Origin of the sequence: Mesorhizobium sp. Cs1299R1N3 (assembly GCF_037179625.1) — a bacterium.
Classification (GTDB): Bacteria; Pseudomonadota; Alphaproteobacteria; order Rhizobiales; family Rhizobiaceae; genus Mesorhizobium; species Mesorhizobium salmacidum.
Genome location: NZ_JAPYKQ010000003.1, coordinates 400,137 through 427,093, shown reverse-complemented (window position 1 = coordinate 427,093; position 26,957 = coordinate 400,137). Strand labels below are relative to the sequence as shown.

At 63.1% G+C, this 26,957-nt stretch carries 23 protein-coding genes, 1 tRNA gene and 1 pseudogene; 14 read left to right on the top strand and 11 right to left on the bottom strand.

Going from position 1 to position 26,957, the window contains the following annotated elements; genetic code table 11:
• Positions 1 to 7 precede the first annotated feature (7 nt).
• Positions 8 to 322: an antibiotic biosynthesis monooxygenase family protein gene (locus tag O7B34_RS10580; protein WP_337146038.1), complete on the top strand. Its 315-nt coding sequence runs from the start codon at positions 8 to 10 to the stop codon at positions 320 to 322.
• 12 nt (positions 323 to 334) lie between these two features.
• On the opposite strand, the gene putA is transcribed toward O7B34_RS10580, so the two are convergent.
• A complete protein-coding gene (gene putA, locus O7B34_RS10575) occupies positions 335 to 3,943 on the bottom strand; it encodes a bifunctional proline dehydrogenase/L-glutamate gamma-semialdehyde dehydrogenase PutA (protein ID WP_337146131.1) in 3,609 nt (1,202 codons plus the stop codon).
• Between the two features lie 161 nt (positions 3,944 to 4,104).
• Between putA and O7B34_RS10570 the strand changes: the two genes are divergently transcribed.
• Entirely contained in the window at positions 4,105 to 4,557 is a 453-nt protein-coding gene (locus tag O7B34_RS10570) for an Lrp/AsnC family transcriptional regulator (protein WP_027046935.1), read from the top strand.
• A 4-nt stretch (positions 4,558 to 4,561) separates the two neighbouring features.
• Here O7B34_RS10570 and O7B34_RS10565 read toward each other — a convergent pair whose 3' ends face one another.
• The 4 genes and pseudogenes from O7B34_RS10565 to O7B34_RS10550 form a co-directional block, all read right to left on the bottom strand.
• Positions 4,562 to 4,876, bottom strand: coding sequence for a helix-turn-helix domain-containing protein (locus O7B34_RS10565; RefSeq protein WP_337146037.1), 315 nt, complete (start codon positions 4,874 to 4,876; stop codon positions 4,562 to 4,564).
• Positions 4,873 to 5,186 (bottom strand): annotated as a pseudogene (locus tag O7B34_RS10560) (type II toxin-antitoxin system RelE/ParE family toxin). Before O7B34_RS10560 ends, O7B34_RS10565 begins: the two are co-directional and overlap by 4 nt.
• A 54-nt stretch (positions 5,187 to 5,240) precedes the next feature.
• A complete protein-coding gene (locus tag O7B34_RS10555) occupies positions 5,241 to 6,440 on the bottom strand; it encodes a cytochrome-c peroxidase (protein WP_337146036.1) in 1,200 nt (399 codons plus the stop codon).
• 7 nt (positions 6,441 to 6,447) lie between these two features.
• Complete coding sequence (locus O7B34_RS10550) at positions 6,448 to 6,897, bottom strand: FixH family protein (RefSeq protein WP_337146130.1); 450 nt, start codon at positions 6,895 to 6,897, stop codon at positions 6,448 to 6,450.
• Positions 6,898 to 7,048: 151 nt separating this feature from the next.
• On the opposite strand from O7B34_RS10550, the gene O7B34_RS10545 reads away from it, so the two are divergent.
• Positions 7,049 to 7,972 (top strand): sugar kinase, encoded by a 924-nt coding sequence (locus O7B34_RS10545; RefSeq protein ID WP_337146035.1) that lies wholly within the window; start codon positions 7,049 to 7,051, stop codon positions 7,970 to 7,972.
• Positions 7,973 to 7,976: 4 nt separating this feature from the next.
• Here the strand turns inward: O7B34_RS10545 and O7B34_RS10540 are convergent, their stop codons facing one another.
• The 3 genes from O7B34_RS10540 to O7B34_RS10530 all read right to left on the bottom strand — a co-directional run bounded on the left by O7B34_RS10540 (position 7,977) and on the right by O7B34_RS10530 (position 11,676).
• Positions 7,977 to 8,999 (bottom strand): aldose epimerase family protein, encoded by a 1,023-nt coding sequence (locus O7B34_RS10540; RefSeq protein WP_337146034.1) that lies wholly within the window; start codon positions 8,997 to 8,999, stop codon positions 7,977 to 7,979.
• A gap of 85 nt (positions 9,000 to 9,084) precedes the next feature.
• On the bottom strand, positions 9,085 to 10,542 hold the full coding sequence (locus tag O7B34_RS10535; protein WP_337130650.1) for an NAD-dependent succinate-semialdehyde dehydrogenase: 1,458 nt from the start codon (positions 10,540 to 10,542) through the stop codon (positions 9,085 to 9,087).
• 183 nt (positions 10,543 to 10,725) lie between these two features.
• A complete protein-coding gene (locus tag O7B34_RS10530) occupies positions 10,726 to 11,676 on the bottom strand; it encodes an AEC family transporter (protein ID WP_337146033.1) in 951 nt (316 codons plus the stop codon).
• A 106-nt stretch (positions 11,677 to 11,782) separates the two neighbouring features.
• Between O7B34_RS10530 and O7B34_RS10525 the strand changes: the two genes are divergently transcribed.
• Both O7B34_RS10525 and O7B34_RS10520 read left to right on the top strand, forming a co-directional pair.
• Positions 11,783 to 14,803, top strand: a complete 3,021-nt coding sequence (locus O7B34_RS10525) for a caspase family protein (protein ID WP_337146032.1) — start codon at positions 11,783 to 11,785, stop codon at positions 14,801 to 14,803.
• Positions 14,804 to 14,903: 100 nt separating this feature from the next.
• Positions 14,904 to 15,452: a histidine phosphatase family protein gene (locus O7B34_RS10520; RefSeq protein ID WP_027144069.1), complete on the top strand. Its 549-nt coding sequence runs from the start codon at positions 14,904 to 14,906 to the stop codon at positions 15,450 to 15,452.
• Here O7B34_RS10520 and O7B34_RS10515 read toward each other — a convergent pair.
• Both O7B34_RS10515 and O7B34_RS10510 read right to left on the bottom strand, forming a co-directional pair.
• Positions 15,449 to 15,919, bottom strand: a complete 471-nt coding sequence (locus tag O7B34_RS10515) for an SRPBCC family protein (RefSeq protein ID WP_337146030.1) — start codon at positions 15,917 to 15,919, stop codon at positions 15,449 to 15,451. The two genes, O7B34_RS10520 and O7B34_RS10515, sit on opposite strands and share 4 nt — an antisense overlap.
• Positions 15,903 to 16,154 carry a hypothetical protein gene (locus O7B34_RS10510; RefSeq protein ID WP_337141784.1) on the bottom strand — a complete coding sequence of 84 codons (252 nt, stop codon included), beginning with the start codon at positions 16,152 to 16,154 and terminating at the stop codon, positions 15,903 to 15,905. Before O7B34_RS10510 ends, O7B34_RS10515 begins: the two co-directional genes overlap by 17 nt.
• Positions 16,155 to 16,489: 335 nt before the next feature.
• Between O7B34_RS10510 and O7B34_RS10505 the strand changes: the two genes are divergently transcribed.
• The 7 genes from O7B34_RS10505 (at position 16,490) to O7B34_RS10475 (ending at position 23,153) form a co-directional block, all read left to right on the top strand.
• Positions 16,490 to 16,559, top strand: a tRNA-Met gene (locus O7B34_RS10505).
• 355 nt (positions 16,560 to 16,914) lie between these two features.
• Positions 16,915 to 18,060: a slipin family protein gene (locus O7B34_RS10500; RefSeq protein WP_337146029.1), complete on the top strand. Its 1,146-nt coding sequence runs from the start codon at positions 16,915 to 16,917 to the stop codon at positions 18,058 to 18,060.
• A 174-nt stretch (positions 18,061 to 18,234) separates the two neighbouring features.
• Positions 18,235 to 18,528, top strand: a complete 294-nt coding sequence (locus tag O7B34_RS10495; protein ID WP_027029416.1) for an acyl carrier protein — start codon at positions 18,235 to 18,237, stop codon at positions 18,526 to 18,528.
• A 55-nt stretch (positions 18,529 to 18,583) separates the two neighbouring features.
• On the top strand, positions 18,584 to 19,774 hold the full coding sequence (locus tag O7B34_RS10490) for a beta-ketoacyl-ACP synthase (protein WP_337146028.1): 1,191 nt from the start codon (positions 18,584 to 18,586) through the stop codon (positions 19,772 to 19,774).
• A 45-nt stretch (positions 19,775 to 19,819) separates the two neighbouring features.
• On the top strand, positions 19,820 to 21,091 hold the full coding sequence (locus O7B34_RS10485) for a beta-ketoacyl-ACP synthase (RefSeq protein WP_337146026.1): 1,272 nt from the start codon (positions 19,820 to 19,822) through the stop codon (positions 21,089 to 21,091).
• 36 nt (positions 21,092 to 21,127) lie between these two features.
• Complete coding sequence (locus O7B34_RS10480; protein WP_337146024.1) at positions 21,128 to 22,156, top strand: zinc-binding dehydrogenase; 1,029 nt, start codon at positions 21,128 to 21,130, stop codon at positions 22,154 to 22,156.
• A 13-nt stretch (positions 22,157 to 22,169) separates the two neighbouring features.
• Positions 22,170 to 23,153 carry a lipid A biosynthesis lauroyl acyltransferase gene (locus O7B34_RS10475; RefSeq protein WP_337146022.1) on the top strand — a complete coding sequence of 328 codons (984 nt, stop codon included), beginning with the start codon at positions 22,170 to 22,172 and terminating at the stop codon, positions 23,151 to 23,153.
• Between the two features lie 70 nt (positions 23,154 to 23,223).
• Here the strand turns inward: O7B34_RS10475 and O7B34_RS10470 are convergent, their stop codons facing one another.
• Positions 23,224 to 23,652, bottom strand: coding sequence for a L,D-transpeptidase (locus O7B34_RS10470; protein ID WP_337141777.1), 429 nt, complete (start codon positions 23,650 to 23,652; stop codon positions 23,224 to 23,226).
• Positions 23,653 to 23,868: 216 nt separating this feature from the next.
• Between O7B34_RS10470 and O7B34_RS10465 the strand changes: the two genes are divergently transcribed.
• Complete coding sequence (locus O7B34_RS10465) at positions 23,869 to 25,149, top strand: acetylornithine deacetylase/succinyl-diaminopimelate desuccinylase family protein (protein ID WP_337146020.1); 1,281 nt, start codon at positions 23,869 to 23,871, stop codon at positions 25,147 to 25,149.
• Positions 25,150 to 25,310: 161 nt separating this feature from the next.
• On the top strand, positions 25,311 to 26,789 hold the full coding sequence (locus tag O7B34_RS10460; RefSeq protein ID WP_337146018.1) for an ABC transporter substrate-binding protein: 1,479 nt from the start codon (positions 25,311 to 25,313) through the stop codon (positions 26,787 to 26,789).
• Positions 26,790 to 26,957 lie beyond the last annotated feature (168 nt).

The following is a 26,957-nucleotide window of genomic DNA, read 5'->3' as shown; positions in this document are numbered from 1 at the left end:
GAACCCCATGTATATCGCCATGAACCGCTTCAAGGTGCAGACCGGCTCCGAGGCCGACTTCGAAGCCGTGTGGAAGAACCGCGATTCCAGCCTTGCCGAGATGAAAGGCTTCCGCGAGTTCCATCTGCTGCGCGGTCCGGTCAACGAGGCCGAAGGCTACACGCTTTTTGCCTCGCATACGGTCTGGGCCAGCCATGACGATTTCGTCGCCTGGACCAAGTCGGAGAATTTTCGCGCCGCCCACCGCGATGTCGGCACGACAAAGGTCCACTATCTCGGCCACCCGCAATTCGAGGGCTTTTCCATCGTCGAAGGCGCGTAAGTATCGACCAGTCTATGCAGCGGCCAACAGGCTGGCATTGCCGCCCGCTGCCGTCGTGTCGACGCAGACCGCCCGCTCATGCGCATAGGCCGCTGGATTGAGCACCTCGCTGACCAGCGGCACGATCGGCCCGCTGCGCTCGGCGATGACCTTGCGCACGATGCGCGCCGCCTCGGGCGTGCCTGAAAAAGCAACGACATCGACGCGCAGCGAGCGCGCCTCGATAGGATCGGGGCGGCCATCGATGGCCGCCAGCGGCAAGCCCTTCCCGGTCAATGCGGAGAGGGTAGCCGGGGCACCTGGCGCCACCGCCAGCACCGCATTGCCGGCGGCGAGCGCCTGGATGGTCTGGGCTAGCAGCGTGTCGGCGTCCGGCCCCAGACACAGCACCCGGCCGCGCGGCGACAGCGACAGCGTGTTGGCCTCGCCGGTCGGGCCAGGCAAATCGACCTGGCCGAAATCGATGCTGGCGGCGGCACCGATCGCCGCCGCGCCCTTGCCACGCAGATGCTTCCTCAGGATGGCGATCCGGTCCGGCCGCGTCGACCAGCCGCCAAGTGCCGGATCGGGCAGATTGTCGGCAAGCTCGGTCGCCGTAACCTTGTGGCCTTCGCCAACTTCCGTGCCTGCTTCCGGCCCCTTGCGGAAGCGCCTGAGATAATACGGGCCGCCTGCCTTCGGCCCGGTGCCGGACAGGCCCTCGCCGCCAAATGGCTGCGAACCGACCACGGCGCCGATCTGGTTGCGGTTGACATAAATGTTGCCGGCATGGATGCCGTCGACGAAATGCTGCACACGCCCCTCGATACGGGTATGCAGACCGAAAGTCAGGCCATAACCCTTGCGGTTGATGGCGGCGATGACGCTGTCGATCTGGTCGGCGTCGAAACTGGCGACGTGCAGCACCGGCCCGAACACCTCGCGCTCCATCTCCTCGATGCCCTTGACCCGGAAGACATGCGGCGCGACGAAGCGGCCGTCCTTGGGGGCTTCCAGTTTGGCGATCAGCCGCCCTTGCAGCCCCATCGTCGTGCAATAATCGCGGATCGAGGCCTGCGCCTCGTCGTCGATGACCGGCCCTATGTCGGTCGAGATCAGCCAGGGATCGCCGACATTGAGCGCCTCCATGGCGCCCTTCAGCATCTCCAGCATCTTCTTCTCGACGTCTTTCTGCACATAGAGCACGCGCAGCGCCGAGCAGCGCTGGCCGGCACTCTGGAAGGCCGACGCCAGGATATCGCGCACCGCCTGTTCGGGCAGCGCGGTGGAATCGACGATCATGGCATTGAGCCCACCGGTCTCGGCGATCAGCATGGCGTCCGGCGCCGCGGTCTCGGCCAGTTGTTTTTCGATCAGCTTGGCAACCTCGGTCGACCCGGTGAAGCAGACGCCGGCAATACGCGGATCCGCAGTCAGCGGGCCACCGACCGATGGGCCGTCGCCGGGCAGGAGCTGGATGACGTCCTCCGGCACACCGGCCTCGCGCAGCATCTCGACGGCGCGGAAGGCGATCAGCGGCGTCTGCTCAGCCGGTTTGGCGATCACCGAATTGCCGGTGACGAGTGCTGCCGCGACTTGGCCGGTGAAAATGGCGAGCGGGAAATTCCATGGCGAAATGCAGACAATGGCGCCGCGCGCTTGCGTGCCCGCCTCGGCATTCGCCGCCTCGGTGGCGTAGTAGCGCAGGAAGTCCACGGCCTCGCGCACCTCGGCGACGCCGTCGGCCAACGATTTGCCGGCTTCGCGCGTAGCGAGCGCAAAGAACTCGACGGCATTGGCCTCGTAAAGGTCAGCCGCGCGGTTGAGGATGCCGGCACGCTCGGCGACCGGCCGTTTTGCCCAGGCCGGCTGCGCCTCCACCGCGATGCGCACGGCGGTCGCGACTTGCTTAGCGGCGGCCTCGTGAACCGTGCCGACGACCTCGGAAGGTTTTGCCGGATTGACGATCGGGCGCTGCTTGCCGTAGCCGGCGGCGCGCGTGATCGGCTTGGCGTGCCAGCGATCGGGACCCGCGAATGCCGCTTTGGTCTGGTCGATAGCAGCCAGCGTCACCGCATCGGCAATGTCGAACCCTATCGAGTTGCGACGGCCCGCGCCAAATATCTGGGAAGGCCGGGCAATCGTCGGATTGGCGGCGGGACCCTGGCGTTCGACCGTTTCCAATGGATCACGCGCGATGTCCTCCGGCTCGACGTCCTCATCGGTCAGCTGATGCACGAAGGAGGAATTGGCGCCGTTCTCCAGCAGGCGACGGACCAGATAGGCAAGCAGGTCCGAATGCGCGCCGACCGGCGCGTAAATGCGGCAACGCGTGCCCTCCGACCGGCGCACGGTTTCGTGCAAGGCCTCGCCCATACCGTGCAGGCGCTGGAATTCGAAGGTGTCGCGGTTGTCCGCCATCGACAGAATGGCGGCGACGGTGTGGGCATTGTGGGTGGCGAATTGCGGATAGATTCGGTCGGTCATCCCAAGCAGTTTTTTCGCGCATGCGATGTAGGAAACGTCGGTGTTGGCCTTGCGCGTGAACACGGGATAGCCTGACAGTCCGAGCGTCTGCGCCCGCTTGATCTCGGTGTCCCAATAAGCGCCCTTGACCAGCCGAACCATGATGTTGCGATCGTTTTTTCTGGCCAGCGCATAGAGCCAGTCGATGGTGAAAGCCGCGCGCGGGCCATAGGCCTGCACGACGACGCCAAAACCGTTCCAGCCGGCGAGTTCCGGCTCTGCCAGCACCCGCTCGATGACGTCGAGCGACAGATCCAGACGATCCGCTTCCTCGGCATCGATGTTGAGGCCCATCCGCGAATGCCGTGCGGCCAGAGCCAGCGACAACAGCCGCTCGGCCATCACAGGCAGCATCTCTTCCTTCTGCGCCACCTCGTAGCGCGGATGCAGCGCCGAGAGCTTGACCGAAATGCCGTGGTTGTACCGGATATCTGGCCCGTTCGAGCCGGCATCGAGCGAGGAAATGGCGTCGGCATAGGCCTTGTGGTAGCGCAAGGCGTCGGCCTCGGTGCGAGCCGCTTCGCCCAGCATGTCGAAGGAATAGAGATAACCCCTCTGGGTCATCGGCCGGCCGCGCTTGACGGCTTCCGCGATCGTGCGGCCAAGCACGAATTGTTCGCCCATTTCGCGCATGGCGGCGGCCACCGCCTTGCGGATGACGGGTTCGCCCAGCCTTCGCACCATCGAGCGCAGCGTGCCTTCGATGCCGCCCTCGCCCTCGTCGAGCACGCGCCCGGTCAGCATCAATGCCCAGGTCGAGGCATTGACGAAAATGGAACTCGAACCACCGGAATGCGCCGACCAGTCGTGCGGCGCGATCTTGTCGGCGATGAGATCGTCCATCGTCTCGGTGTCGGGCACGCGCAACAGCGCCTCGGCCAGGCACATCAGCGCCACGCCTTCCTTGGTGGAGAGACCGTAGGCGGAGAGGAAGACCTCCATCAGCCGGGGATCGGTGGAGCCCCGCACCGCCCGCACCAGGTCGGCCGCGCGGGCCGAGATCGCCTTGCGGTGTCCGGCAGAAAGCCCGGTCGCCTCGGCCAATCGCTTAACCGCTGCGTCTTCGTCGGGCAAATAATTGGCACGGATCTGCTGGCGGATGGCGTCGAGCGGCATGGCGGTCCTATGAGCAAGCATAAGGGAGCGGCCGGCGGTCACCGGACCGAATGGCGCAAGCTAGCACAAGTGCCAGATTTCAGGCGGTCTGAAAAAATCGACAGGGCAGCTCAATTGACCTATCATGTCGCTGAAAATTGCTGATTCAGGCTGCGGTTTCGATGACAGAAGACCAATTGGACCGCATCGACAGGAACATCCTGTCGGCATTGGCCGGCAACGGCCGGCTTTCCATGTCGGAACTGGCCGCCAAGGTCGGCTTGTCGAAGACACCGGTGCAGGCGCGGGTGAAGCGGCTGGAGAAGGACGGCTATATCAGGGGATACCAGGCGATCATCGACCGCGAACGCATGGGCGAAGGCCATGTCGCCTTCGTCCAGGTGAAATTGTCGGACACCCGATCCGCCGCGCTCGATGCCTTCAACCGGTCCGTACAGGCCGTGCCGGAGATCGAGCAGTGCCACATGATGGCGTCGAGCTTCGACTATCTCCTGAAGGTCCGCACCCGCGACATCGCCGCCTACCGGCGCGTGCTCGGCGAGCGCATCTCGGCCCTGCCCCACGTCGCCCAGACCTCGACCTTCGTGGCGATGGAAACGGTGAAGGATAGGTAGACGCTTAATGGCCGGAGCGTGACTTCGGCTTGCCCGGCTCGAAGCTGATGCGCAATTTCGATCCGGTCGCCTTTGCGAAGCGCTGCAAGGTTCGGGTCGAGGGCATGTTTCGGCCGCTCTCCAGGCGAGCGATCACGGCTTGTGTGGTTCCCATGGCCGCAGCGACCTGTTCCTGAGTCATATCGGCGTCGCCTCGTGCCCTGATCAAGGCTTCGGCTATGGCGAATTCTTCCTCAAAGGCATCGTATTCGACAACGAATTGCGGGTCCTTGAACCACTCCTTAGCGGCGTCCTCGACGGAAATTGCTTTTCGGCTCATGGAACCTCCTTCGCTCGCTTTAGGGCGAGCTCGATCTCGTTTCGCGGCGTCTTCTGGGTCTTCTTGGCAAACACCCGCACCACAACCACGCGGCAGTGACATAGACCGCGCGAGCAATGCCATCCCGGCCCTTCATCCGCATTTCCCAGAGCGGGCCTTCCAGATGCTTCACATATGGCTCATGGACTTTCTGCAGCCCATGGACCTCGATCAGCCGCGATATCCGCAGAAAGCTCGCGAGAATATCTTTTGGCTGGGCCCCCAGTTCCCGTCTCACCTCAACATTGAGAAACTCGACTGACCAGCTCATCGGGTTAGAATATATCTTTTTTGCAATATTTTTTCAACTGCTCATCCCTTGGCGTTATTCCGACAACGTCTTCAGGAACGCCACCAGGGCGGCGCGCTCGTGGTCGGACAGCTCAAGCGGGTGAATTTCAGAGGTGCCCTCAACGCTTCCTGCCGCTTTGGCGTAGTGCGCCACAACCTCGTCGAGCGATGAAAACTGCCCGGCATGCATGTAAGGCGGACGCGTCGCCGCACCGCGCAGCGACGGCGTCTTGTAGGCGCGCACAAGTTCCGGCGCATCCTTGACCATGAAGCGCAGTTCGCCGCAGGCACTGGCGTCGCCATCGCGATAGGCGCCGAAGCAGTTGAACGGGTCGGCCTCGACCTGGGCCACCGCATCGACGCGCCCACGATCCGCCGGCAGGCCGGCAACGGGCGGCACGCCCGTGTTGTGAAAACCGTTGTCGCTGAAGCGCGGGCCGTTGTGGCAGGTCACGCAATTGGCCTTGCCGATGAACAGTTTCAGCCCAAGGATTTCTTCTTGCGAAAAGGCGGCATCGCCTTTCGGCTCGGCACCTGTGGCAAGGTCCAGAGCAAAGCGGTCGAAGCGCGTCGGCGACGGCTCGATCGAGCGTTCGAAAGCGGCGATCGCCTTGCCTATATTGGCGTAGACGCGGTTGACCGCATCGCGCTGCGCGCCGCTCATCGCGTTCCAGGCTGTCCTTTCGGCATCGCTTCCGAGCGGGCTGGCATTCGGCGGAATGCCGGACAAATCGGGCAAAGGCCCGAAGATCCGCTCATAGCGTTCGCCGAAGCGTGTCTTCATGTAATGCGCATAGCCGGTGCGGTTTCCCGCTTGTTCCAACGGGTTTTCGAGGGGGGTCAGCGCCTGCGCCCACAAGCTGTCGCGACGTCCGTCCCAGAAGAACCAGGGGTCACGCGCCACACCGGCCAGTGGCATGGTGCGCCGGTTGGTGCGCCCAACGCCGACCGCCTGCGGCAGGTCGTCCTGGAACTGGCGGTCGATCTTGTGGCAGGTCGAGCAGGACACCGTACCGTCGCGGCTCATCCCGACGTCGAAGAACAGCGTCGAGCCAAGTGCGGCAGCGGCTGGCACATCCGCAAAGCGATTGGTGGTGTCCGGCTTCAGCGCCGGCAGTGTGTTCAATGCCAGCGAAGCAATCATTTTCTTCTCGGCATCGGAAAAATCCGGCTTGCCACAACCGGCAAGGATGGCCGCCACCGTCAGCGCAAAAAAACAGAACAAGCGCCTCATCGACCGCTCACAGTACCACGTTGAACAGCACAGTGTCGGAGCCCGCGCCGGACGATATGGCGAAATGCAGTTGCCACCAGCCGCTCATGGTGAATTTCACCCCTTCGATCCGGTAGCGTCCCTCGCCCAGATAATCGGTCGCCTGCGGGCTGGTCGGCAGACCGTGATTGTGTTGCGGCATGCCGCCGGAGATGGTGATCGCGGCTCGTTCCACCGAGGCCCCTGTCTTTGTCTTCAGCGTCAGCAGCCAGGATTCCAGTTCGCCCTGCCGCACCACGCCGTGTTCCGGCACGAAACTCGCTACGTACAATCCGTTGTCGGTTTTCTTGGTCCGCGAGACATCCGGGCCGGCGGGCTGTGCCGAATGCGGCGCCGTCAGATAGACGGCCGCGAGAACGCCGACCAGCAAAGCAGCCAGACCAAGACCTGCCAGGAAATAACGCCATAACGATGCCAAACCGGTTCCTCTTCTGCGGATAACGTTCTGCCGGGCGGATCGCATCCCGCCAGCCTGTGGGAAAACGCTGTGGCGGAAAAAAGCCTGCTTGCCAAGCATGGCGCTGCGTCCGGCAAAAAGCTACAGCACCGAAATCACTGGAGGATTGCAGATGGTGGGAAACGGCGTCGCCTCGATCGGCGAATGCATGCTCGAACTATCGGGTCAGACCGGCCCGAACTGGCGCATGGGCTTTGCCGGCGACACGTTCAACACGCTGTGGGCGCTGCATGCGCTCAGCCCTGACCGGCCGGCAACCTATGTCTCGGCCTTCGGCGACGACCCCTTCTCACAGGGCCAGATCGCCTTCTTCGCCGAAAACGGCATCGGCATCGGCTCCAGTCCGGTGATACCGGGCGCCCGCCCCGGCCTCTATGCGATCACGCTGACCGGCGCCGAGCGCTCCTTCACCTACTGGCGCGGCGACGCCGCCGCCAGGCAGCTCGCGTCGGATTCAGCGGCATTGTCGAAAAACCTGGAAAATCAGGCACTTGTGTACTTTTCCGGAATCACTTTGGCAATTCTGGACGATGCCGCGCGCACTACGCTTCTGGCGGCAGTGGCTAAGGCACGCTCGGCGGGCTCGCTGATCGCCTTTGATCCGAATTATCGGCCACGGCTCTGGCGCCGCCGCAAGGATGCGCAGGCAGCGATCGTCGAAGCGCTCGCCGTCACCGACATTGCATTGCCGACTTTCCCGGACGAACAGATGCTGTTCGGCGATGACACACCGCAAGCGACCGCTGATCGCCTCGGTCAATTGGTCAAGGAGGTCGTGGTCAAGAACGGCGAAGCGCCGGCGTTGATTGCCGAGGGTGGAGCGCTGCGGGAGGTCGCCGCGATCCATGTCGCGGTGCCCGTGGACACGACAGGTGCCGGAGATTCCTTCAATGGCGGCTATCTCGCCGCACGGCTTGCCGGGTTTGGTCCGACGGACGCTGTCCGCCACGCGCACCGCGTTGCCGCTGCCGTGGTGCAGGTCCGCGGGGCACTGGCGCCGTTCGAGACGCTACGAGCGGCGTTCGACAGGCCCTAAAAAGCTAACTCTGCCGGAAGCGATATTCGGTCACGTGGTGGTAGATCGCGCCCGGCCATAGCGTCGCCTGCGGGAAATAGGGCCGGTTCGGCGCGTCCGGCCATATTTGCGGCTCCAGGCAGAAGCCGCTGAAGGCCTTGTAATTCCGTCCTTCCAGACCGATGCGCGGCGTCACATATTGCCCGGTGTAGAGCTGGACACCGGGCTCCGTGGTCCAGACTTCCATCTCGACGCCGGAATTCGCCCCTTGCACCCACGCTGCCTGCTTGAGCGGCCCGCGCGCCGCGGCCAGGCAGAAATTCTGGTCGTAGGGCAGCTGTTCGCCCTCGGTCTCCATGCGCAGCGGCCGCGCCTGACGAAAATCGAAGGGCGTGCCGTCGACCGGCTTGACCACGCCGGTCGGGATCATGTCGCCGTCGACAGGCAGATAGGCGCCGGCGTTCAGCATCATCCTGTGGTCGAGAATGTCGCCCGTGCCGCCATCATCAAGGTTGAAGTAGGAATGCTGGGTGAGATTGCACGGCGTCGGCTCCTCGCAGGTCGCCGTCAGTTCGACGCTGAGCGTGCCGGGAATTTTCAGCCGGTAGGTGCAGGTAACGTCGAGCGCGCCGGGAAAGCCCATCGCGCCATCGGGATCGTGCAATGTCAGCGTGACGAAGTCCCTGCCATGCAGTGAAACCGCCCATGGACGGTGCGAGTAGCCTTGCGAGCCGCCATGCAGCGTATGCTTGTCCAGGAAGTTGCGCTCGGTCTGGTAGCGGTTGCCGCCAATTGTGAAGCGGCCGTCGCCGATGCGGTTGGCGTAGCGCCCAACCACGGCCCCGAAGAAGCCAGTGTCGGTCTCATAGGCCTCCAGATTGTTGTAGCCGAGGACCAGCGGCGCGTCGTGCCCGGTCAGGCGCAGGTCCTGGACGATGGCGCCAAGCCCGATGACGTTGGCGGTGAGGCCGCCGCCCCTGATCGTAAAGCGGCGGATCGGGTCGCCTGCCTGCGTCGTGCCGAAAACCTCGCCGTCCTTCATCATCATGCCCGCAAATGCCAGTGGATCCAAAGGACTTCGGCTGGTTGTTCAGCCTGGGGCAGGTTTACCAGCCTGCCCCAGCACCAGCCTATCAGAGGCCGAGGCCGCCGATGCACACATATTTGGTATCGAGGTAATCCTCGATGCCCTGATGTCCGCCTTCCTTGCCAAGTCCGGATTCCTTGACGCCGCCGAACGGCGCTTCCGGAGTGGTGATCAGCCCTTCATTGACGCCGACCATACCGTATTTCAGGCCTTCCATGACCCGGAAGGCACGGCCGAGATCGCCGGTGTAGAAATAACAGGCAAGGCCGAATTCGGTGTCGTTGGCGAGCGCGACGGCCTCTTCCTCAGTCTCGAACTTGAACACGGGTGCGACCGGGCCAAAGATCTCTTCCTTCATGAAGCGCATTTTCGGCGTCGCGTTGGCGATGACCGTCGGCTGGAAGAACGAACCGCCCAGCGCATGGCGATGACCGCCGGCGACGACCTTGCCGCCCTTTGAGGTGGCATCGGCGATCAGTTCCTCGACCTTCTCGACCGCCTTCTCGTCGATCAGCGGCCCCTGCTGGACGCCCTCTTCGAGGCCGGAACCGACCTTCAGTCCGTTGCTGGCTGCAGCGAGCTTCTCGACGAACCTGTCGTAAACACCGGCCTGGACGAGGAAGCGGTTGGTGCAGACGCAGGTCTGGCCGGAATTGCGATATTTGGCGGTGATCGCGCCGGCCACGGCACGCTCGACATCGGCGTCGTCGAAGACGATGAACGGCGCGTTGCCGCCGAGCTCCATCGACACCTTCTTGACGGTGACCGACGATTTCTGGATCAGGATCTTGCCGACCTCGGTCGAGCCGGTGAAGGTGATCTTCTTGACCAGCGGATTGGCGCAGATTTCGTCGCCGATCTCGCCGGCGGCGCCGGTCAGGATGTTGACGACGCCCTTGGGAAAGCCGACTTCTTCGGCCAGCGCTCCCCAGGCGAGACCCGAATACGGCGTCTGCGAGGCCGGCTTGACCACGGCGGTGCAGCCTGCGGCAAGTGCGGGACCGAGTTTGCGGGCCAGCATCGAGGACGGGAAATTCCACGGTGTGATGGCGGCAATGACGCCGACCGGTTCCTTGGTCACCAGGATGCGACGGTCCGCCCATGGCGAGGGCACGACGTCGCCATAAGTACGGCGGCCTTCTTCGGCGAACCACAGGATGTAGGCGGCCGCCGAACCGATCTCGCCCTTGGACTCGAACAGCGACTTGCCCTGCTCGATGGTGAGCAGTTCAGCCAGTACGTCCTGATTGTCCATCATCGCATCATGCAGCTTGCGCAGCAGCTTGGAGCGCTCGAGCGCGGTCGTCTTGCGCCAGGTCTTGAAAGCTTCGTCGGCCGCCTCGATGGCGCGGCGTGTCTCGGCCTTGCCCGACTTCGGCACCGTGCCGATCTTGAGGCCGGTGGCTGGATTGTTCACATCGACCGTCTGGCCGCTGTCGGCCTGCACCCATTCGCCGTTGATGAGATTGGCCTGGCGCATGAAATGGCTGGTTTTCTGAAGCATGGTCTAGCCTCCGTTCGGCGCTCACGGGCCGCTATCTGGATGTCTTCGGTAAAGCGCAGGCAGGGCCGCACGCTGGAGCCATTGCTCTTAACCTAGGGAAAGCCCCGCAAGCAATCGCAAGATGGCATATAGGGGTTGGACCAGCGCAAGACGAGGGCGGCTTGGCATGCGCCGTCGTCAATCTCACCCGAAGACATGCAAGACCACTGTAAGCCAGAAGGCGGTGGTGAGGACGGCGCAAGCCGTGGCAATGGTCATCTGGTTCGATGCCAGCGCCTGGCCGGTGTTGAACTGCACGGCGATGAGATAGGAATTGATGCCGGACGGCAGCGCCGCCACCACGACCGCCACCTTGGCAGTCAACGGCGGCAGGCCGAGCAGCCAGACGAAGGCAAGGACCAGCGCCGGCATCAGGAACAGCTTGAGCACCGAAAGCGCCAAGGCCGGGCGGACATTGCCTGATATTCCGAAGCGGCGCAGGCTGAGCCCCATGGCAAACAGCGCCACCGGCCCGGCCGTATTCGCCAGCGCATCGACCAGCCGCATGACGAGACCGGGCAACGGCACGCCGCTGAGCCGCCATGCCAGCCCCAGGAGAATGCCGATGATCAGCGGGTTGATGAACAGCCGCCTCAGGAAGCTGCGGATGACGCGCAACGGATGCACATGGTCGCCGCTGCCCCGGCCGAACATCTCGAACAGCACGATCGAAGCCATCATCATGATCGGCAGATGCACCGAGACCAGCAGCGACAGCACTTCGAAGCCGCTCGGACCAAATATGCCAAGGATGAAGGGGGCACCGAGCAGCACCACATTGGAATAGGCCGATGACACCCCGCCGACGACCCCGGCGCGTGCATCGCGACCGAAGATTCGCGTGGTTACGACATGGCCCGCCGCCCAGGTGATCGCCGCGGCGGTGAAATAGGCACCCCATAGCGGCCATGGCGCCACGCCATGGAAATCGGCCTTGACCATGGTCTGGAACAGAAGCAGCGGCATTGCCACGGAGACCGCGAAGTCGGATATCCCCTCGCCGCTCGCCGGTCTCAGATAGCCTGTGTACCCGGCGAGATAGCCGAGCGCGACAAGACTGAAGACGAACAGGACGGTTTCGGTGAGCGGAGACATTTTTCAGGGATAGGCGAGCCACGGTCGCGGCGCAATCGCGCCCGAATTTGATCATCGTCGGCTGCCAGGGTTATAGAGGGTTTGGATCATCAGGGCGGAACGACAAATGACCTTTGTCGAAACCTCGAAACTGTGTCTTTTCCGGCGTGCGTGGCTGACGTTGTTTGTCGCCATGTTTGTCTCCGTTGCCGCGTCGATGCTTCAGGCTGCCGAGGCAAAAGACCTCAAGGGCGTGGCGCTGATCGTCGGCCAGTCCAGATACGAACACATCGCTGCGCTGCCCAACCCGGCCAATGATGCCCGCGACATGGCCAAGATGTTGACCGATCTCGGTTTCGATGCCCGCAACGTCACCGACCGCGATGCGAGCAAGCTGAAGCGCGACCTCGAACGCTTCGTCGAGGACGCAGAGGGCGCCGACGTCGCTCTCATCTATTACTCGGGTCACGGCATCGAGGCCGGTGGCGAGAATTATCTGGTTCCGGTCGACGCCGACGTCTCGTCGCTCAAGGATGCCGATCAGGCACTGGTGCCGATTTCCGCCGTCATGGACGAATTGAAGAAGACCGTGCCGGTGACGATCATGCTGCTCGATGCCTGCCGCACCAATCCGTTTCCGTCAGACGCCGTGGTGCGGCGTGCGCCGACCGCTTCCGCCGAGCCGATCGGCGCAGGGGGACTGGAACCGGTGCGCGGCGCCAAGGCCCTCGGCAACGCGCCGGCGGCCGATGCGAGCCTCGGCACGGTGATCGGCTTCGCCGCGGAACCCGGCCGTCCGGCGCTCGATGGCGCCGCTGGCGAAAACAGCCCCTATGCGGCCGCCCTGCTGCGCCACCTCGCGGCGATGAAAGGCACCGAGTTCGGCTCGGTCATGCGCATGGTCACAGAAGAGGTCTATCTCGACACCAAGGCGAAGCAGCGCCCCTGGGTCAACGAAAGCCTGCGCCGCCTGCTCTATTTCGGCGTGGCTCCGCCGGAGCCGACCGGCGATGACGGGCTGATCACCGGTGAGCGGCGACAGTTGCTGCTGACCATTTCCGATCTGCCGGACCCCAAGCGGGCACAGGTGGAACTGGCATCGCTGCAGGAGGGCGTGCCGCTCGACGCACTCTATGGCGTGCTGCGGGCACTCGGCACCGAGAAAATTCCCGAAGATCCGACCGACCTGCGGAAAGTGCTCGACGGGCAGGCCGAGCGCCTGAAGAAGATGATGTCCGAGCGCGCCGCATTGCGCACCGACGACCCGGAGATCAAGCGTCTGGTCGCCTCCGCCGACAAGGCCATCGGCCAGGGCGCGATCGCCACGGCGCGAAAATTCCTCGATGATGCCGTGGGGCGGGTCGAGGAGACCAACGACACGGTCGACCAGGCTGAGGAGTTGATCAAGCAGAAGCGCATCGCCGATGCCGCGATCTACGCCAAGCGGGCCGACGCCTCGGCGCTGGTCTTCGACTACAAATCGGCCGCCAACGACTACGCCAAGGCGTTCTCGCTGGCCGAGAAATGGGATGACAAGCTGCGCTGGAACTACAAGAACCAGGAGGCGGAGGCGCTTAATTCCTATGGCTACGCCACCGGCGACCTGGATGCACTGCAGCACGCGATCGAAGCTTATCGCGCCATCCTGAACTTCATTCCCAATGGCGAACAGAATCGCGACTGGGCCATCACCCGCAACAACATGGCCGTGGTGCTGCAGAACATCGGCGAGCGCGAGACCGAGACCGCGCATCTCGAAGAGGCCGCGCAGATCTTTCGCGATTCGCTCGCCGTGTTCGAACGTGTGAAAGACGATCTCAACTGGGCCGCCGCCCAGAACAATCTCGGCAACGTGCTGTTGAAGATCGGCGAACGCGAGAGCGACCCGAAGCGCTTGAACGAGGCGGTGGCGGCGATGCGTGCCACGCTGGAAAAGCGCCCGCGCGACAAGGTTCCCCTCGACTGGGCTTCCTCGCAGAACAATCTTGGCCTCGCGCTCTATGCGCTCTCCGAACGTGAACCCGGCGGCGAGCATCTGGCCCAGGCGGAAGCGGCCTACCGGCTGGCGCTCGAGGAATACACGCGCCAGAAGACGCCGGTCGAATGGGCGATGGTCGAGAACAATCTCGGCAACACACTTGTGACCCTCGGCATCCAGCTCAACGACAAGGCCAGGATCAACGAGGCCGTCGACGCCTTTCGCGCCGCGCTCGAAGTGCGAACCCGCGACACTTTCCCCGTCTCCTGGGCCACCAGCCGGCTCAACCTCGGCAATGCGCTGAGTGGTGTCGCCCGTTTCGACACGGGCACCGGCACGCTTGAAGAGGCGGCGGCAGCCTATGACGATGCATTGACGGTGTTCACCAGGCAGCGCTTCCCGATGGATTGGGCGTCGGCGCAGAACAATCTCGGCTCGATCTACCAGACGCTTGGCCAGCGCACCCGCGACGCATCCAGGCTGGAGCAGTCGGCCGCGGCATTCCAGGCGGCCCGCCAGGTCTATGTCAGGCGGAAATTTCCCCTCGATTGGGCGATGAGCTACTACAATCTCGGCAACACGCTCCAGCTTCTTGGCGGCGTGACGGACAAGCCCGAGCACTACAGCGAGGCGATTGCCGCCTATCGCGATGCCTTGCGCGAGTACAAACGCGAGACCAACCCGCGGCAATGGGCGCTGACCCAGGCTGGCCTCGGCTCGACGCTGCATTGGTTGAGCATGAGCAATGACGACCCCAGGACCTTGCAGGATTCGATCGCCGCGCGGCGTGCGGCGCTCGAAGTGCTGACCATCGAGACGGCACCCGTCGACTGGGCCAACGCCCAGAACGGTATCGGTATGAGCCTGCTCAACCTCGGCAACATCGAACGGACCGGCAAATATCTCGATAACGCCGAGGCGGCTTTCACGGCGACGCTGAAAGTGTTCACCAGGGAAAGTCAGCCCATGCAGTGGGCCTTCGAACAGAACAACCTTGGCGACATCCACTGGAACCGCGCCAGCTATGGCGGCGGCAAGCCGGAATACCTCAAGGCGATCGCGTTCTTCGAGAACGCCAAACAGGGCTTTACTGAAGCCGGCTACACAATCCCCATCCCGCTCACCGACCAGAAGATCGATCTGGTGAAGCAGCAGCTCGCCAAAAAGTGAGGCTTGAGACGCGGCCGACGCCCGGCTTGTCTTTGTGCCCGCTTTCCAATCTCTATATGCGAATGGTTGGAGCCCGATACGGACTCATGGAAGGGTGGCGATGATCCGGTTAGCCTTGGCGTTGTTCCTGCTTGTCGTCCCCGCCGCCGCGCACGCGACGGACGCCGGCTGGGCGCTGCTGCGCGACGGCGGCCATGTCGTGCTGCTGCGCCACGCCATGGTCACCGGCACCACCGACCCGGCCAATTTCGACATCGGCAATTGCGCCACCCAGGTCAATCTGTCGGCGCGCGGCAAGCAGCAGGCAAGCAAGATCGGCGCGCTGTTTGCCGCCCGCGCGGCTCCCATCGAGCGCATTCTGTCCAGCCGCTATTGCCGTTGCCTCGACACGGCGCGCACCGCCTTCGAGGCCGAGCCGGAGCTTTTTGCACCCCTCGACCTTTTGAAGAGCGATGCGGCGGACAAGGCGGCGCAGATCGCGGCGGTTATGAAGGAAATCCGCGCCTATACCGGTTCCGACAATATGGTCATGGTCACCCATCTCGAAAACATCGTGGCGCTGACCGGCGTGTCGCCGCGCGAAGGCGAAGCAGTAGTGGTCGAGCCGCAAGGCGACGGCTTGCGCGTACTCGGCCGTGTCACCTTCTAACGATGATCAGAGCCAGCTGACGTCTCACTGAGCAGCCACGCATCGATACGGACTTTCCACATCTCGATCATGCGCGCGAAGGTATCCTCGGTCAGCATCGACAGATAGGATTCTCCCGCCCCGTTCAGAGCCGTGAACGTATAGGCAATCGACGCTTCGGTGCCGCCATCGGATGCCGAACGGCAGGCCACTTCGACAAATCCGAAACGCGAGTCCGGCGTGACCCTGACATAGCGGACACGATGCGCGGTTGGATCCCAGTCAGCGCAGGCCCAGAGCGTTGTCTCGTCGCCGTGGACGGTTCGGAAGACCATGCCTTGCCGTGTTTCTCCACCTTGCGGGTGCAGAAATTCCGGGGCCCAGCCCTCCACCCACAAGGTCTCGCCGATCGGCGAGAAAAGCGGGAAGACACGCTCGACCGGAGCGGCAAGGACAATGCTGTGGCTGCGCTCAAGATGGCTCGTCATCCGCCTTCTCCTTCCGTTCAGCCAGACCGTGGCTGTCCGCCGCGCCTAGCTCCAACCCGTAGATGCGTTTCAATTGGCCGATTGTTTCGAGGGTCTCCAGGGAAAACGGCGTTTGCCCCTCGAAAGCATGCAGCACGATGCCTTCGATGAGATCACCGAGGCTCATGTCGCGATGTTCGGCCAAGGCCTTGAGTACCTTCACCAATCTTTTTTCCAGACGGACCCCGGTCTGCACGCGCTCTATATCCATAATTAGATTTACCATGGTACATTGGTACATGCAATCGCCGATAGGCGGATGTTGCCGAAATGCCACTGCCGTAAAAAGCCGCGATTTGGCCGCGACAATGCCGCTTGCGACAACCCGTCGCAGGGGCTATAGGCGCGCTCCCGGTCACGAAAACGGAAGCGAGCACAACGGTTGGAGCTTTCGTCTCCGCCCGTGCAGGCGGCTTTGCCGCCCTGTATAAGGCGCCGCTTTGGGGATTGGGATCGCGGATGTAGCTCAATTGGGAGAGCGCCGGACTTAATCCGGAGGTTGTGGGTTCGAGTCCCGTCGTCTGCACCACGGATAGCTCAGTTTGGTTAGAGCATCAGACTCATAATCTGATTGTCGAAGGTTCGATTCCTTCTCCATTGGCCTGATAAGCCAGCACCTACCAGGTGTTATCTGAAAACGGTCCGGGGACTGGAATGCTGAAGACCTGACGGACGGCCGAAGCCTTCGGGCCAAAGCCGTATCGAAAGGTCCGATGCCATCGGCTCGCGGCCAGGCTCGCGGTGATGGTCAAGGCGCAGCGTCGCCGGCAAGGGAGGTTTTGGCCTCCGGCGCCCGCTTCGCTGCCCCGCGATCCGCTCCCGAGGGCCCGCCACGGATTGATGCCACCAGTCCCTGGATCATTCGTGCCGGAATTCGAAGTGAAACGAGAAACGAAGGGAAGATCGACGCATGACGTGACGCCTCGCATGGGGCCATGCCCGACAGGAGTAAGACAATGACGACTATTCTCGACAAGGTTCTTGGGCGCGAGCGCGTCCTCGTAAGGGAAAACGAACGTGCCCTCACCCTCCACAAGGGGGAGATCAAGGCTGTCCTGCTGCCGGGTGAGCACTGGCTCGCCAACCGGAACCAGAGCCTTGAGGTGTCCCGGCACGATCTGAAGAACCCGGAATTCGTTTCGGCGTACGAGAAGGCGTTGTTCGACAAGCTCCCGGACGTGGCCGCGCGTCATTTCACGGTTGTTCGCACCGGGCGCACGGAAATTGCCGTCATCGAGCGTGACGGCAACCTCCATTCCGTGCTGGCGCCGGACCGCAAGCTGGTGCTGTGGACCGATGCCGGACCGTGGAAGGTGACGGTGATCGACACCTCGGTCGATCTTGCCATCGATCCGGCGGTCATGCGCCGGCTCGGCCAGGCCCGGAAGGCGGAATTGATGTCCGTTCACCCGGTTGTCGACGGTCAGGCCGGGCTGCTGTTCATCGACGGTGTCCTTGTGCGGACGCTTGCCGCTGGCGTGCACGGCTTCTGGAACGTCGGACGGATGGTGCAGATCAAGGTCGTCGACCTCAAGCGCCAGTCGCTCGACGTCGCCGGGCAGGAAGTGCTGACCAGGGATCGCGTCACGATCCGCGTCAACATCGCCGCCGAATACCGGGTCGTCGATCCGGTCAAGGCGGTGAGCGCGGTGAAGGACTTCTCCGAGGCCCTCTACCGTGCCCTGCAGTACGCCTTCCGCAAGACGTTGGGCGCGCTTACCCTCGACCATATCCTTGAAAAGAAGGTGACGGTCGACGAAGAGGCGGCGGCCAAGGTCAGGGCCGACATGGCCGAGATCGGGGTCGAGGTCAGCGATATCGCGCTCAAGGATGTCATCCTTCCGGGCGAGATGCGCGAGATCCTCAACCAGGTGGTTTCGGCCGAAAAGCAGGCCGAGGCCAACGTCATCCGCCGCCGCGAGGAGACGAACGCCACGCGTTCCCTGCTCAACACTGCCAGGGTGATGGCGGAAAACCCGGTGATGCTGCGGTTGAAGGAGCTCGAGGCTCTGGAAACCATCGCCGGCAAGGTCGAGCGGCTGACCGTCCACAACGGAACGGGCGGGCTACTGAACGACCTGGTCAAGCTCCGCGACAGCTGAGCTTACGTCACGTCAATGGAAGGGCCGCCGGGTCAACCGGCGGCCCTTCTTGCGTTTCCCGGGCGCCCTGCCCATCTGCGCCCGGCTTATCAGGCCTTTTCCTGCCGGAAAAAACCGATTAGACAGCGCCCAAACGAATGCGGACAGATTCCGCCCGCAAAGAAGGAAAAGCCCTTGTCCACCACGAACTCCACCACGTTCGACAAAGTCGCCAAGATCATTGCCGATACCAGCGAGATCGATATCGACACCATCACGCCCGAGAGCCACACCATTGACGATCTCGGTATCGACAGCCTCGACTTCCTCGACATCGTCTTCGCCATCGACAAGGAATTCGGCATCAAGGTGCCGCTGGAAAAGTGGACCCAGGAAGTCAATGACGGCAAGGCTTCGACCGACGATTACTTCGTCATGAAGAACCTGTGCGCCAAGATCGACGCGCTGGTTGCCGCCAAGACCGCCTGAGGTCATCAGGGCGCGTGACTTGACGCGCTCCGCCGCCTGACCCACAAAGCCGCCCATGAGCAGCCCCCACGACGTCGTCATCACAGGTATCGGCCTTGTTTCCTCGCTGGGGGAAGGTCCTGACGCCCATTGGCAGAAGCTGGCGCAACCCGGCCACGAGCCAGCGCTCGAAGCCGCGCGCTTTGCACCCTACACCGTCCATCCGCTGCCGGAGATCGACTGGAACCTTCAGATCGCCAAGCGCGGCGACCAGCGGCAGATGGAGACATGGCAGAGGCTCGGCACCTATGCCGCGGGCCTCGCCCTGGACGATGCCGGCATCAAGGGCAATGACGAGCTGTGCACCACCATGGACATGGTTGTGGCAGCCGGCGGCGGCGAGCGCGACGAAGCGGTCGACGCCGACATTCTCGCCGCTTCGGAAAACCGCAACGACCGCGACGTGCTGCTCAACGAGAAGCTGACCACAGAGCTGCGCCCAACTCTGTTCCTGGCGCAGCTTTCCAATCTGCTCGCAGGCAACATCTCCATCGTCCACAAGGTGACGGGCTCGTCGCGCACCTTCATGGGCGAGGAAGGCGCTGGCGTCGCCGCCGTCGAGACCGCGGCCGCGCGCATCCGCTCCGGCCAGTCGACGCACATCCTGGTCGGCGGCGCCTTCCAGACCGAACATTCCGACATGCTGCTCGGCTATGAGCTGGCCGGTTATCTGCATCGCGGCCCGTGGAAGCCTGTCTGGCAAAGGCAGGGCGCCGAGGGCGGCGGCGTGGTGTCAGGTTCCGGCGGGGCCTTCCTGGTGCTTGAGCAGCGCGATCACGCGGCAAGCCGCGGGCGCAAGATTTACGCGGAGCTCGGACAAATCGTGTCCGGCCGTGCCAGGCGGTCGCGCGGAGGACTCGATGGCGAGATCGCTCTCCTGCTCAAACGGGCGGCGCCGCCGAACGGCAAGCTGCTTGCCATGTCCGGCGCGTCCGGCGCACATGCGGCAACCATTGCCGAGAAATCAACGCTCGATGCCAATCCGGCAATCGCCACGCGCGGTTTTTCGACGCTGACCGGGCATATGAAGGAAGCACAGTTCCCGTTCGCCGTCGCGCTGGCGGCATTGGCTGTCGACCGCAAGGCCGCCTACCCTGTTTTTGACGCTACGGCCGAAAAGCCATTCGAAGGCATTCCCGCGAGCGTCCTTGCAACGGCGATCGGCTATCACCAATTCGAGGGCATGGCGCTGGTCAACGCCGCCTGAGGCGGCGTTTCGCGATCATGCCGCAGAGATAAGAGGGGCTCCCGGATGGCCAAGTTCAGAGATCACATGGGCAGGCCCGTTGTCGCCGTCACCGGCATCGGGGTGGTGACCTCGCTCGGAGTCGGCAAATCAGATAATTGGGCAGCGCTGACTTCGGGCAAGTCGGGCATTCACCCGATCACCCGTTTCCCGGTCGATCACCTCAACACGCGTATCTCCGGCATGGTCGATTTTCTGCCGTCGAGCTCCAAGGGAGCAAGCCTCCTCACCTATGAGCTGGCGGAAACCGCTGCGCAGGAGGCTGTTGGCGAATCCGGCCTGAATTCCGGTGATTTCGACGGCCCTCTGTTCCTCGCCTCGCCACCGGTCGAACTCGACTGGCACGACCGCTTTTCGCTCTACAATTCCGACAAGCAGGATTCCGGCGCCGAAAGGCTGCTGCGTGTGGCGCGCGGCCTGAAGGAGCTTGATGTCTTCGAAACCACCCAGTTCGGTTCGATCGCCGACCGGCTCGCCGACAGGTTCGGTACGCGCGGCCTGCCGATCACGCTCTCGACGGCTTGCGCGTCCGGCGCGACCGCCATCCAGCTCGGCGTCGAGGCGATCCGCCGTGGCGAATGCGACCGGGCCCTGTCGATCGGCGCCGACGGTTCGGCAACCGCCGAGGCGCTGATCCGCTTTTCGCTGCTGTCGGCTCTTTCCACTCACAACGACAATCCGGAAAAGGCTTCCAAGCCGTTTTCCAAGGACCGCGACGGCTTCGTATTGGCGGAGGGGTCCGGCGCTCTGGTGCTGGAATCGCTGGAGGCGGCGCTCGCCCGTGGGGCCGCCGTTCTTGGCATCCTCAGCGGCTGTGGCGAAAAGGCTGACGATTTCCACCGCACCCGCTCCAAGCCGGACGGTTCGCCGGCGATTGCCGCTGTCCGGGCCGCACTTGCCGATGCGGGCCTCGGCGAAGACGAGATCGACTATGTCAACGCCCACGGCACCTCGACGCCGGAAAACGACAAGATGGAGCACCTGTCGCTGTCGACGGTGTTTGGCGAGCGCATCGGCTCTATGCCGATCTCGTCCAACAAGTCGATGATCGGCCACACACTGTCGGCGGCGGGCGCGGTCGAAGCGGCGTTTTCGCTGATGACGATGCGCGAAAGCGTCATTCCCCCGACCATCAACTATGACAATCCCGACCCTGCTATCGTGCTCGACGTCGTGCCGAACAAGAAGCGCGATGCGCAGGTTCGTACCGTTCTGTCGAACTCCTTCGGCTTCGGCGGCCAGAACACTTGCCTTGTCATGGCGCGGGAACCGGTCTAAGCGAGCCCTTTCCGCTTAACAGAACCGACAGGCTCCATGCGCGCACTGCAACTTATCGAGGACCGCCGCCTTGAAACGGTGGACCTGCCATCCCCGCCACCCCCCGCGCTTGGCGAAGTCACACTGCGCATCAGGGCAGTGGCGCTGAACCATATCGACGTCTGGGGCTGGCGTGGCATGGCGTTCGCCAAGCGCAAGCTGCCGCTGGTGGTCGGTGCCGAGGCTTCCGGCGAGGTCGAGACGGTCGGTCCCGGCGTTTCCAGCCTGCTTCCCGGACAATTGGTGTCGATCTACGGCGCGCGCACCTGCGGCCTTTGCCGCGCCTGCCGCGAAGGCCGCGACAATCTGTGCGAACATGTTTCGGGCGTTCACGGCTTCCATCTCGACGGCTTCGCGCAGGAGAAGATCAACCTGCCGGCGCGCCTGCTGGTCCCCGCCCCGCCCGGCGTGACCGACATCGGGGCCGCGGTAGCACCCGTCACTTTCGGCACCGTCGAGCACATGCTGTTCGACAATGCCAGGCTGCAGCCCGGCGAGACGATCCTCGTCCATGCCGGCGGATCGGGCATCGGTTCGGCGGCTATCCAGTTGGCCAAGCGGATGGGCTGCACGATCATCACCACGGTCGGCTCGAACGACAAGATCGACAAGGCCAAGGCGCTGGGCGCCGACCACGTCATCAACTACCGCGACGACCGCTTCGAAGGCGTCGTGCGCAAGTTGACGAAGAAGAAGGGCGTCGACGTCGTGTTCGAGCATGTCGGCACCGACACCTTTGCCGGCTCGATGCTTTGCCTGAAGCGCGGTGGCCGCCTGGTGACCTGCGGCTCGACCTCGGGCGTGTCGACGCAGATCAACCTGATGCAGCTCTTCCAGCAGCAGTTGAAATTGCTCGGATCCTTCGGTTGCCGCATGGAGAACATGGCCAACGCCATGCAGAAGATGGCCGCGGGGCAGGTCGCGCCGGTCATTGACACCGAGGTCGGCTTCGACGATATCGATGCCGCGCTGAAGCGCATGGAAGGCCGCGACGTCTTCGGCAAGATCATCTTGCGCGTCGCCTAGAGCCTCGATTTCCGTGCTCAAGAAGCTTCGCCGCGATCTGACATTTCGCTATGGCAGACAACTGCGCCAGATGAATTACTGGCTTGTCGCGCGCGCGGCGATGATCATCATGTCGCTGCTGCGCCTGCTGCCGGTCGACAGCGCGCTGAATTTTGCCGACCGCACGGCTCGCCTCATCGGCCCAAGGGTCGGACGCCACCAGGTCGCCATCGACAATCTGCGCAAGGCCTATCCGGAAAAGAATGATGGCGAAATCCAGGCCATCGCCTCCGACATGTGGGGCAACATGGCCCGCCTTGCCGCCGAATACATCTTTTTGGACGCCCTGTTCGACTATGACCCCGCCGCCGGCAAGCCGGGTCGGGTTGAGGTCAAGGGAACGGAGCATTTCGTCGAGATCGCGGCCGAGAAGCAGCCGCACATCGTCTTCACCGGCCATCTCGGTAATTTCGAGCTGCTGCCGGTGGCGGCCGCGACCTTCGGCATGAACATCACGGCGCTGTTTCGGCCGCCCAACAACCCCTACCTGGCCGACTACATCCTTTCGACAAGGCGATCGACCATGGGAGGCTTGCTGCCTTCGATGGCTGGCGCCTCGTTCGCGCTGGCGGGAGTCTTGGAGAATGGCGGCAATATCGGCGTTCTCGTCGACCAGAAATTCTCCAACGGCCTGGACACCACCTTCTTCGGCCGTCCCTGCCAGAGCAACCGCGTGCTCGGCACCCTTGCTCGTCACTATGACTGCGATGTCTATCCGGCGCGTTGTGTCAGGTTGCCGGGCAACCGCTTCCGGCTCGAGATCGAGGACAAGCTGGTCTTGCCGCGCACCGCCGACGGCAGCGTCGACGTTCACGCCACCACCCAGATGCTGAACGACGTCGTCGAGCGCTGGGTGCGCGAGGATCCCGGCCAGTGGATGTGGTTCCACAAAAGGTGGGAGATCAGCAACTGGCGGCGAAAAACGCGCACCAAGCCGGCCTCCGCCTCAAACACCTGAGCAAGCCGCTGGCGGGAACGTGAGTTCCTCCGCCAGCAGACAAAGCCAATATCAGTGAACCGCCAATTGCCTAATTGGTGACGACAATGCGCGTGTTGACGAATCCGACGTCGCGCACCATCGAATAGAATGCCGCGGCATTGGCCGTATGCAGCCTTACGCAGCCATGCGAAGCCGGGCGGCCGAGCTGCCTGACGGCGCCTGTTCCATGGATGGCATAGCCGCCATGGAAGAATACGGAATAAGGCATCGGCGACATTTCGTATTTGCGCGAATACCACATCCGTGCCGTGCGTTGCGGCCGGTAGGTTCCGCGTGGCGTGAAATAGCCTGGCCGAGCGGTCGACACGGCCCACCGATAGACCGAAGCGCCATAGCGGACCGTCATTGTCTGCGACGACACGTCGATATTCGCCACCAATGTGGCCGCCTCACTTGCGACCGATGCGCCAAACAGCGCAACAACCAATACTGCTGCCTTGAGAAATGACATTTTCATGCGATCAAACCCCTTTGATTGCCCCTTGCCTGCCCGCCATCACGTTGTTTTTCACCTTTTTAATGGCGGTGAACGGATAACACACAGTCCTTGATCAATTCGCCAATCCAAAGCAGCTAATTTGAACGATTTCCCGCGATAGTTGCCGCAGGGACACGCTGCACGGTTTGATCGACGGGCTTGCAAAACCACGGCGATCGCTGCTCAAATCGCGGCATGAACGAGCGACTCCTCAAGGCAATCGATATCAGGCGCGACGAGTTGGTGGCGCTGACCGCCGACCTGATCCGTTTTCCGACCGTCAATCCACCCGGCGAAGCCTACAGGCCATGCGCCGACTATATCGGTGCGCGGCTAAGGAAGCGCGGCTTTGAGACCGAGTTCATCCGCGCCGAAGGCACGCCCGGCGACACCGATCGCTATCCGCGCGTCAATGTCGTTGCCCGTTTCGACGGCCGGTCACCCGGCGCCTGCGTCCACTTCAACTCGCATATAGACGTGGTTGAGGCCGGCGAGGGCTGGACCGTGGATCCCTTTGCCGGCGTCATCAGGGACGGCAAGGTCTATGGCCGCGGCGCCTGCGACATGAAGGGCGGCCTCGCCGCCTCCATCATCGCTGTCGAAGCCTTCATGGAAGTCTTCCCCGACTTTCCCGGCGCCATCGAGATCTCGGGCACGGTCGACGAGGAGTCCGGCGGTTTCGGCGGCGTCGCCCATCTGGCCAGGCTCGGCTATTTCTCGAAACCCAAGGTCGACCACGTCATCATCCCCGAGCCGCTGAACAAGGACCGCATCTGCCTTGGCCATCGCGGCGTCTGGTGGGCGGAGATCGAGACCAAGGGAGAGATCGCGCACGGTTCGATGCCGTTTCTCGGCGACAATGCGGTGCGCCACATGGGCGCCGTCCTGCGGGCCTTCGAGGACGAGTTGTTTCCGGCGCTCGACCGCAAGATCACGCGCATGCCGGTGGTGCCGGAAGGCGCCAGGCGCTCGACCATGAACATCAATTCCATCCATGGCGGCCAGACCGAGGATTTCCGGCCCGGCCTGCCCTCGCCCAACGTGCCCGATTCCTGCCGGCTGACCATCGACCGCCGCTTCCTGCTGGAGGAGGATCTCGCCACGGTCAAAGCCGAAGTGACCGGCATCCTCGACCGACTGAAGCGCGAGCGCGAAAAGTTCGATTATGAAATCCGCGACCTGATGGAAGTACTGCCACTGATGACCGAGCGCGACGCGCCCGTGGTCAAGGCGGTGGCGCAAGGCATTCATGCGATCTTCGACCGCGAGCCCGACTATGTCATTTCGCCCGGCACCTATGACCAGAAGCACATTGCCCGCATCGGCCACGTCTATGACTGCATCGCCTACGGACCCGGCATTCTCGATCTTGCCCACCGGCCGGACGAGTGGGTCGGCGTATCGGACATGGTGGAATCAGCCAAGGTGATGGCGATCGGGCTCAACGTGCTGCTGCGTGGCACTGCCTCGGAATAACCCAGCATCGCGACAAGCTTCAACTTGCCGACAGGGCTGGCACGGCAAAAACATTCCCGGCCATGCTGCCCGGCAGCACGAAACGCAATTTACTCCCGCGCGAAATCACGCTTCTATCGCCCGGTTTGAGCACGTGTCCTGAACGCATGGGGAGTTGCACGATGAGACTGTGGAAAACCATTCTGGCCGCGGCGGTCCTTGCGCTGGCCGCCGGAAGTCAGGCCTTTGCGGCCCGGACCGACCTGGTCATCGGCATTCCGCTCGAACCGCCGCATCTCGATCCGACCGCGGGTGCCGCGGCGGCGATCAAGGAAGTGCTCTACGCCAATGTCTTCGAGGGTCTGACCCGGATCGGCCCCAATGGCGAGGTGCTACCGGATCTGGCCGAGAGCTGGACAATTTCCGATGACGGCAAGGTCTATATGTTCAAGCTGCACACCGGCGTCAAATTCCACGACGGCGCCGATTTCAGCGCCGACGACGTGAAATTCTCGCTCGACCGGGCCCGCGCCGACAACTCGGTCAATGCGCAGAAGGGCCTGTTCGCGGCCATCGACAAGGTCGAGATCATCGATCCGGCAACGGTCAAGGTCACGCTGAAGAACCCGCAAGGGTCTTTCCTCTACAATATGGGATGGGGCGACGCGGTGATGGTGTCCCCCAAATCCGCCGATACCAACAAGGAAAAACCTGTTGGCACCGGCCCCTTCAAATTCCAGAACTGGGCCAAGGGGTCGTCGATCACTTTGGTAAAAGCCGACCATTACTGGGGCGCTCCGGTGTTCCTCGACAAAGTCGAGTTCCGTATCGTGCCGGATGCCGCGGCCTATGTGCCGGCGCTGCTGTCCGGCGACATCCAGGCCTTCCCCTTCTTCGATCCCGACAGCCTGGCACAGATCAAGGACGACCCGCGTTTCAAGGTCGTGATCGGCTCGACCGAGGGCGAGACCATCCTGGCGATCAACAACAAGCAGCCGCCTTTCGACAAGCTGCAGGTCAGGCAGGCGATCTCCTACGCGCTCGACCGCAAGGCGATCATCGACGGCGCCTCGGCCGGCCTTGGCCTGCCGATCGGCTCGCACATGTCGCCAGCCAACAAGGACTATGTCGACCTCACCGGCCTCTATCCGCACAATATCGACAAGGCCAAGGAGTTGCTGAAGGAAGCCGGGCTGGAGAACGGCTTCAAGGCGACGCTGAAACTGCCGCCGCCCAGCTATGCACGGCTGGGTGGCGAGATCATCGCCTCGGAACTTCGCGATGTCGGCATCAACCTCGAGATCATCCCGGTCGAATGGGCGCAGTGGCTGGACCAGGTGTTCACCAAGAAGGACTACGACCTGACCATCGTCTCCCACACCGAACCCAACGACATCGATATCTATTCGCGCAAGGACTACTACTTCAACTACGACAATCCGACCTTCGACAAGATAATCACCGACCTCAACCTCACCTCCGACGAAGCCAAGCGCAAGGAACTGCTTGGCGAGGCACAAAAGATCCTGGCTGACGACGCCGTGGTCGGCTTCCTCTACGAACTGCCCAAGATCGGCGTCTGGGACGCCAAGCTCTTAGGCCTGTGGGAGAACGCCCCTATCCAGGCCAATGATCTGACCAAGGTGAAGTGGAGCGAGTGAGGCTCGTGGTGCGGCGGCTGTTGCGCGGGACTTCCCTTCTCCCCTTGTGGGAAAAGGTGGATTGGCGCAAAGCGCCAAGACGGATGAGGGGTGCTGGAACAAACTCAACCTGCAATTCGTCCAGCACCCCTCATCCGACCTCGCTTCGCGAGGCCACCTTCTTCCACA

Excerpts from the sequence above, each read along its gene's own strand:
- O7B34_RS10580 (WP_337146038.1), top strand. The coding sequence starts at position 8 with ATGTATATCGCCATGAACCGCTTCAAGGTGCAGACCGGCTCCGAGGCC.
- O7B34_RS10485 (WP_337146026.1), top strand. The coding sequence starts at position 19,820 with ATGGCCAAGTTCAGAGATCACATGGGCAGGCCCGTTGTCGCCGTCACC.
- O7B34_RS10555 (WP_337146036.1), bottom strand. The coding sequence starts at position 6,440 with ATGAGGCGCTTGTTCTGTTTTTTTGCGCTGACGGTGGCGGCCATCCTT.
- O7B34_RS10520 (WP_027144069.1), top strand. The coding sequence starts at position 14,904 with ATGATCCGGTTAGCCTTGGCGTTGTTCCTGCTTGTCGTCCCCGCCGCC.
- O7B34_RS10460 (WP_337146018.1), top strand. The coding sequence starts at position 25,311 with ATGAGACTGTGGAAAACCATTCTGGCCGCGGCGGTCCTTGCGCTGGCC.
- putA (WP_337146131.1), bottom strand. The coding sequence starts at position 3,943 with ATGCCGCTCGACGCCATCCGCCAGCAGATCCGTGCCAATTATTTGCCC.
- O7B34_RS10515 (WP_337146030.1), bottom strand. The coding sequence starts at position 15,919 with ATGACGAGCCATCTTGAGCGCAGCCACAGCATTGTCCTTGCCGCTCCG.
- O7B34_RS10525 (WP_337146032.1), top strand. The coding sequence starts at position 11,783 with ATGACCTTTGTCGAAACCTCGAAACTGTGTCTTTTCCGGCGTGCGTGG.
- O7B34_RS10490 (WP_337146028.1), top strand. The coding sequence starts at position 18,584 with ATGAGCAGCCCCCACGACGTCGTCATCACAGGTATCGGCCTTGTTTCC.
- O7B34_RS10545 (WP_337146035.1), top strand. The coding sequence starts at position 7,049 with ATGGTGGGAAACGGCGTCGCCTCGATCGGCGAATGCATGCTCGAACTA.
- O7B34_RS10565 (WP_337146037.1), bottom strand. The coding sequence starts at position 4,876 with ATGAGCCGAAAAGCAATTTCCGTCGAGGACGCCGCTAAGGAGTGGTTC.
- O7B34_RS10500 (WP_337146029.1), top strand. The coding sequence starts at position 16,915 with ATGACGACTATTCTCGACAAGGTTCTTGGGCGCGAGCGCGTCCTCGTA.
- O7B34_RS10540 (WP_337146034.1), bottom strand. The coding sequence starts at position 8,999 with ATGATGATGAAGGACGGCGAGGTTTTCGGCACGACGCAGGCAGGCGAC.
- O7B34_RS10570 (WP_027046935.1), top strand. The coding sequence starts at position 4,105 with ATGACAGAAGACCAATTGGACCGCATCGACAGGAACATCCTGTCGGCA.
- O7B34_RS10535 (WP_337130650.1), bottom strand. The coding sequence starts at position 10,542 with ATGCTTCAGAAAACCAGCCATTTCATGCGCCAGGCCAATCTCATCAAC.
- O7B34_RS10470 (WP_337141777.1), bottom strand. The coding sequence starts at position 23,652 with ATGAAAATGTCATTTCTCAAGGCAGCAGTATTGGTTGTTGCGCTGTTT.
- O7B34_RS10465 (WP_337146020.1), top strand. The coding sequence starts at position 23,869 with ATGAACGAGCGACTCCTCAAGGCAATCGATATCAGGCGCGACGAGTTG.
- O7B34_RS10480 (WP_337146024.1), top strand. The coding sequence starts at position 21,128 with ATGCGCGCACTGCAACTTATCGAGGACCGCCGCCTTGAAACGGTGGAC.
- O7B34_RS10530 (WP_337146033.1), bottom strand. The coding sequence starts at position 11,676 with ATGTCTCCGCTCACCGAAACCGTCCTGTTCGTCTTCAGTCTTGTCGCG.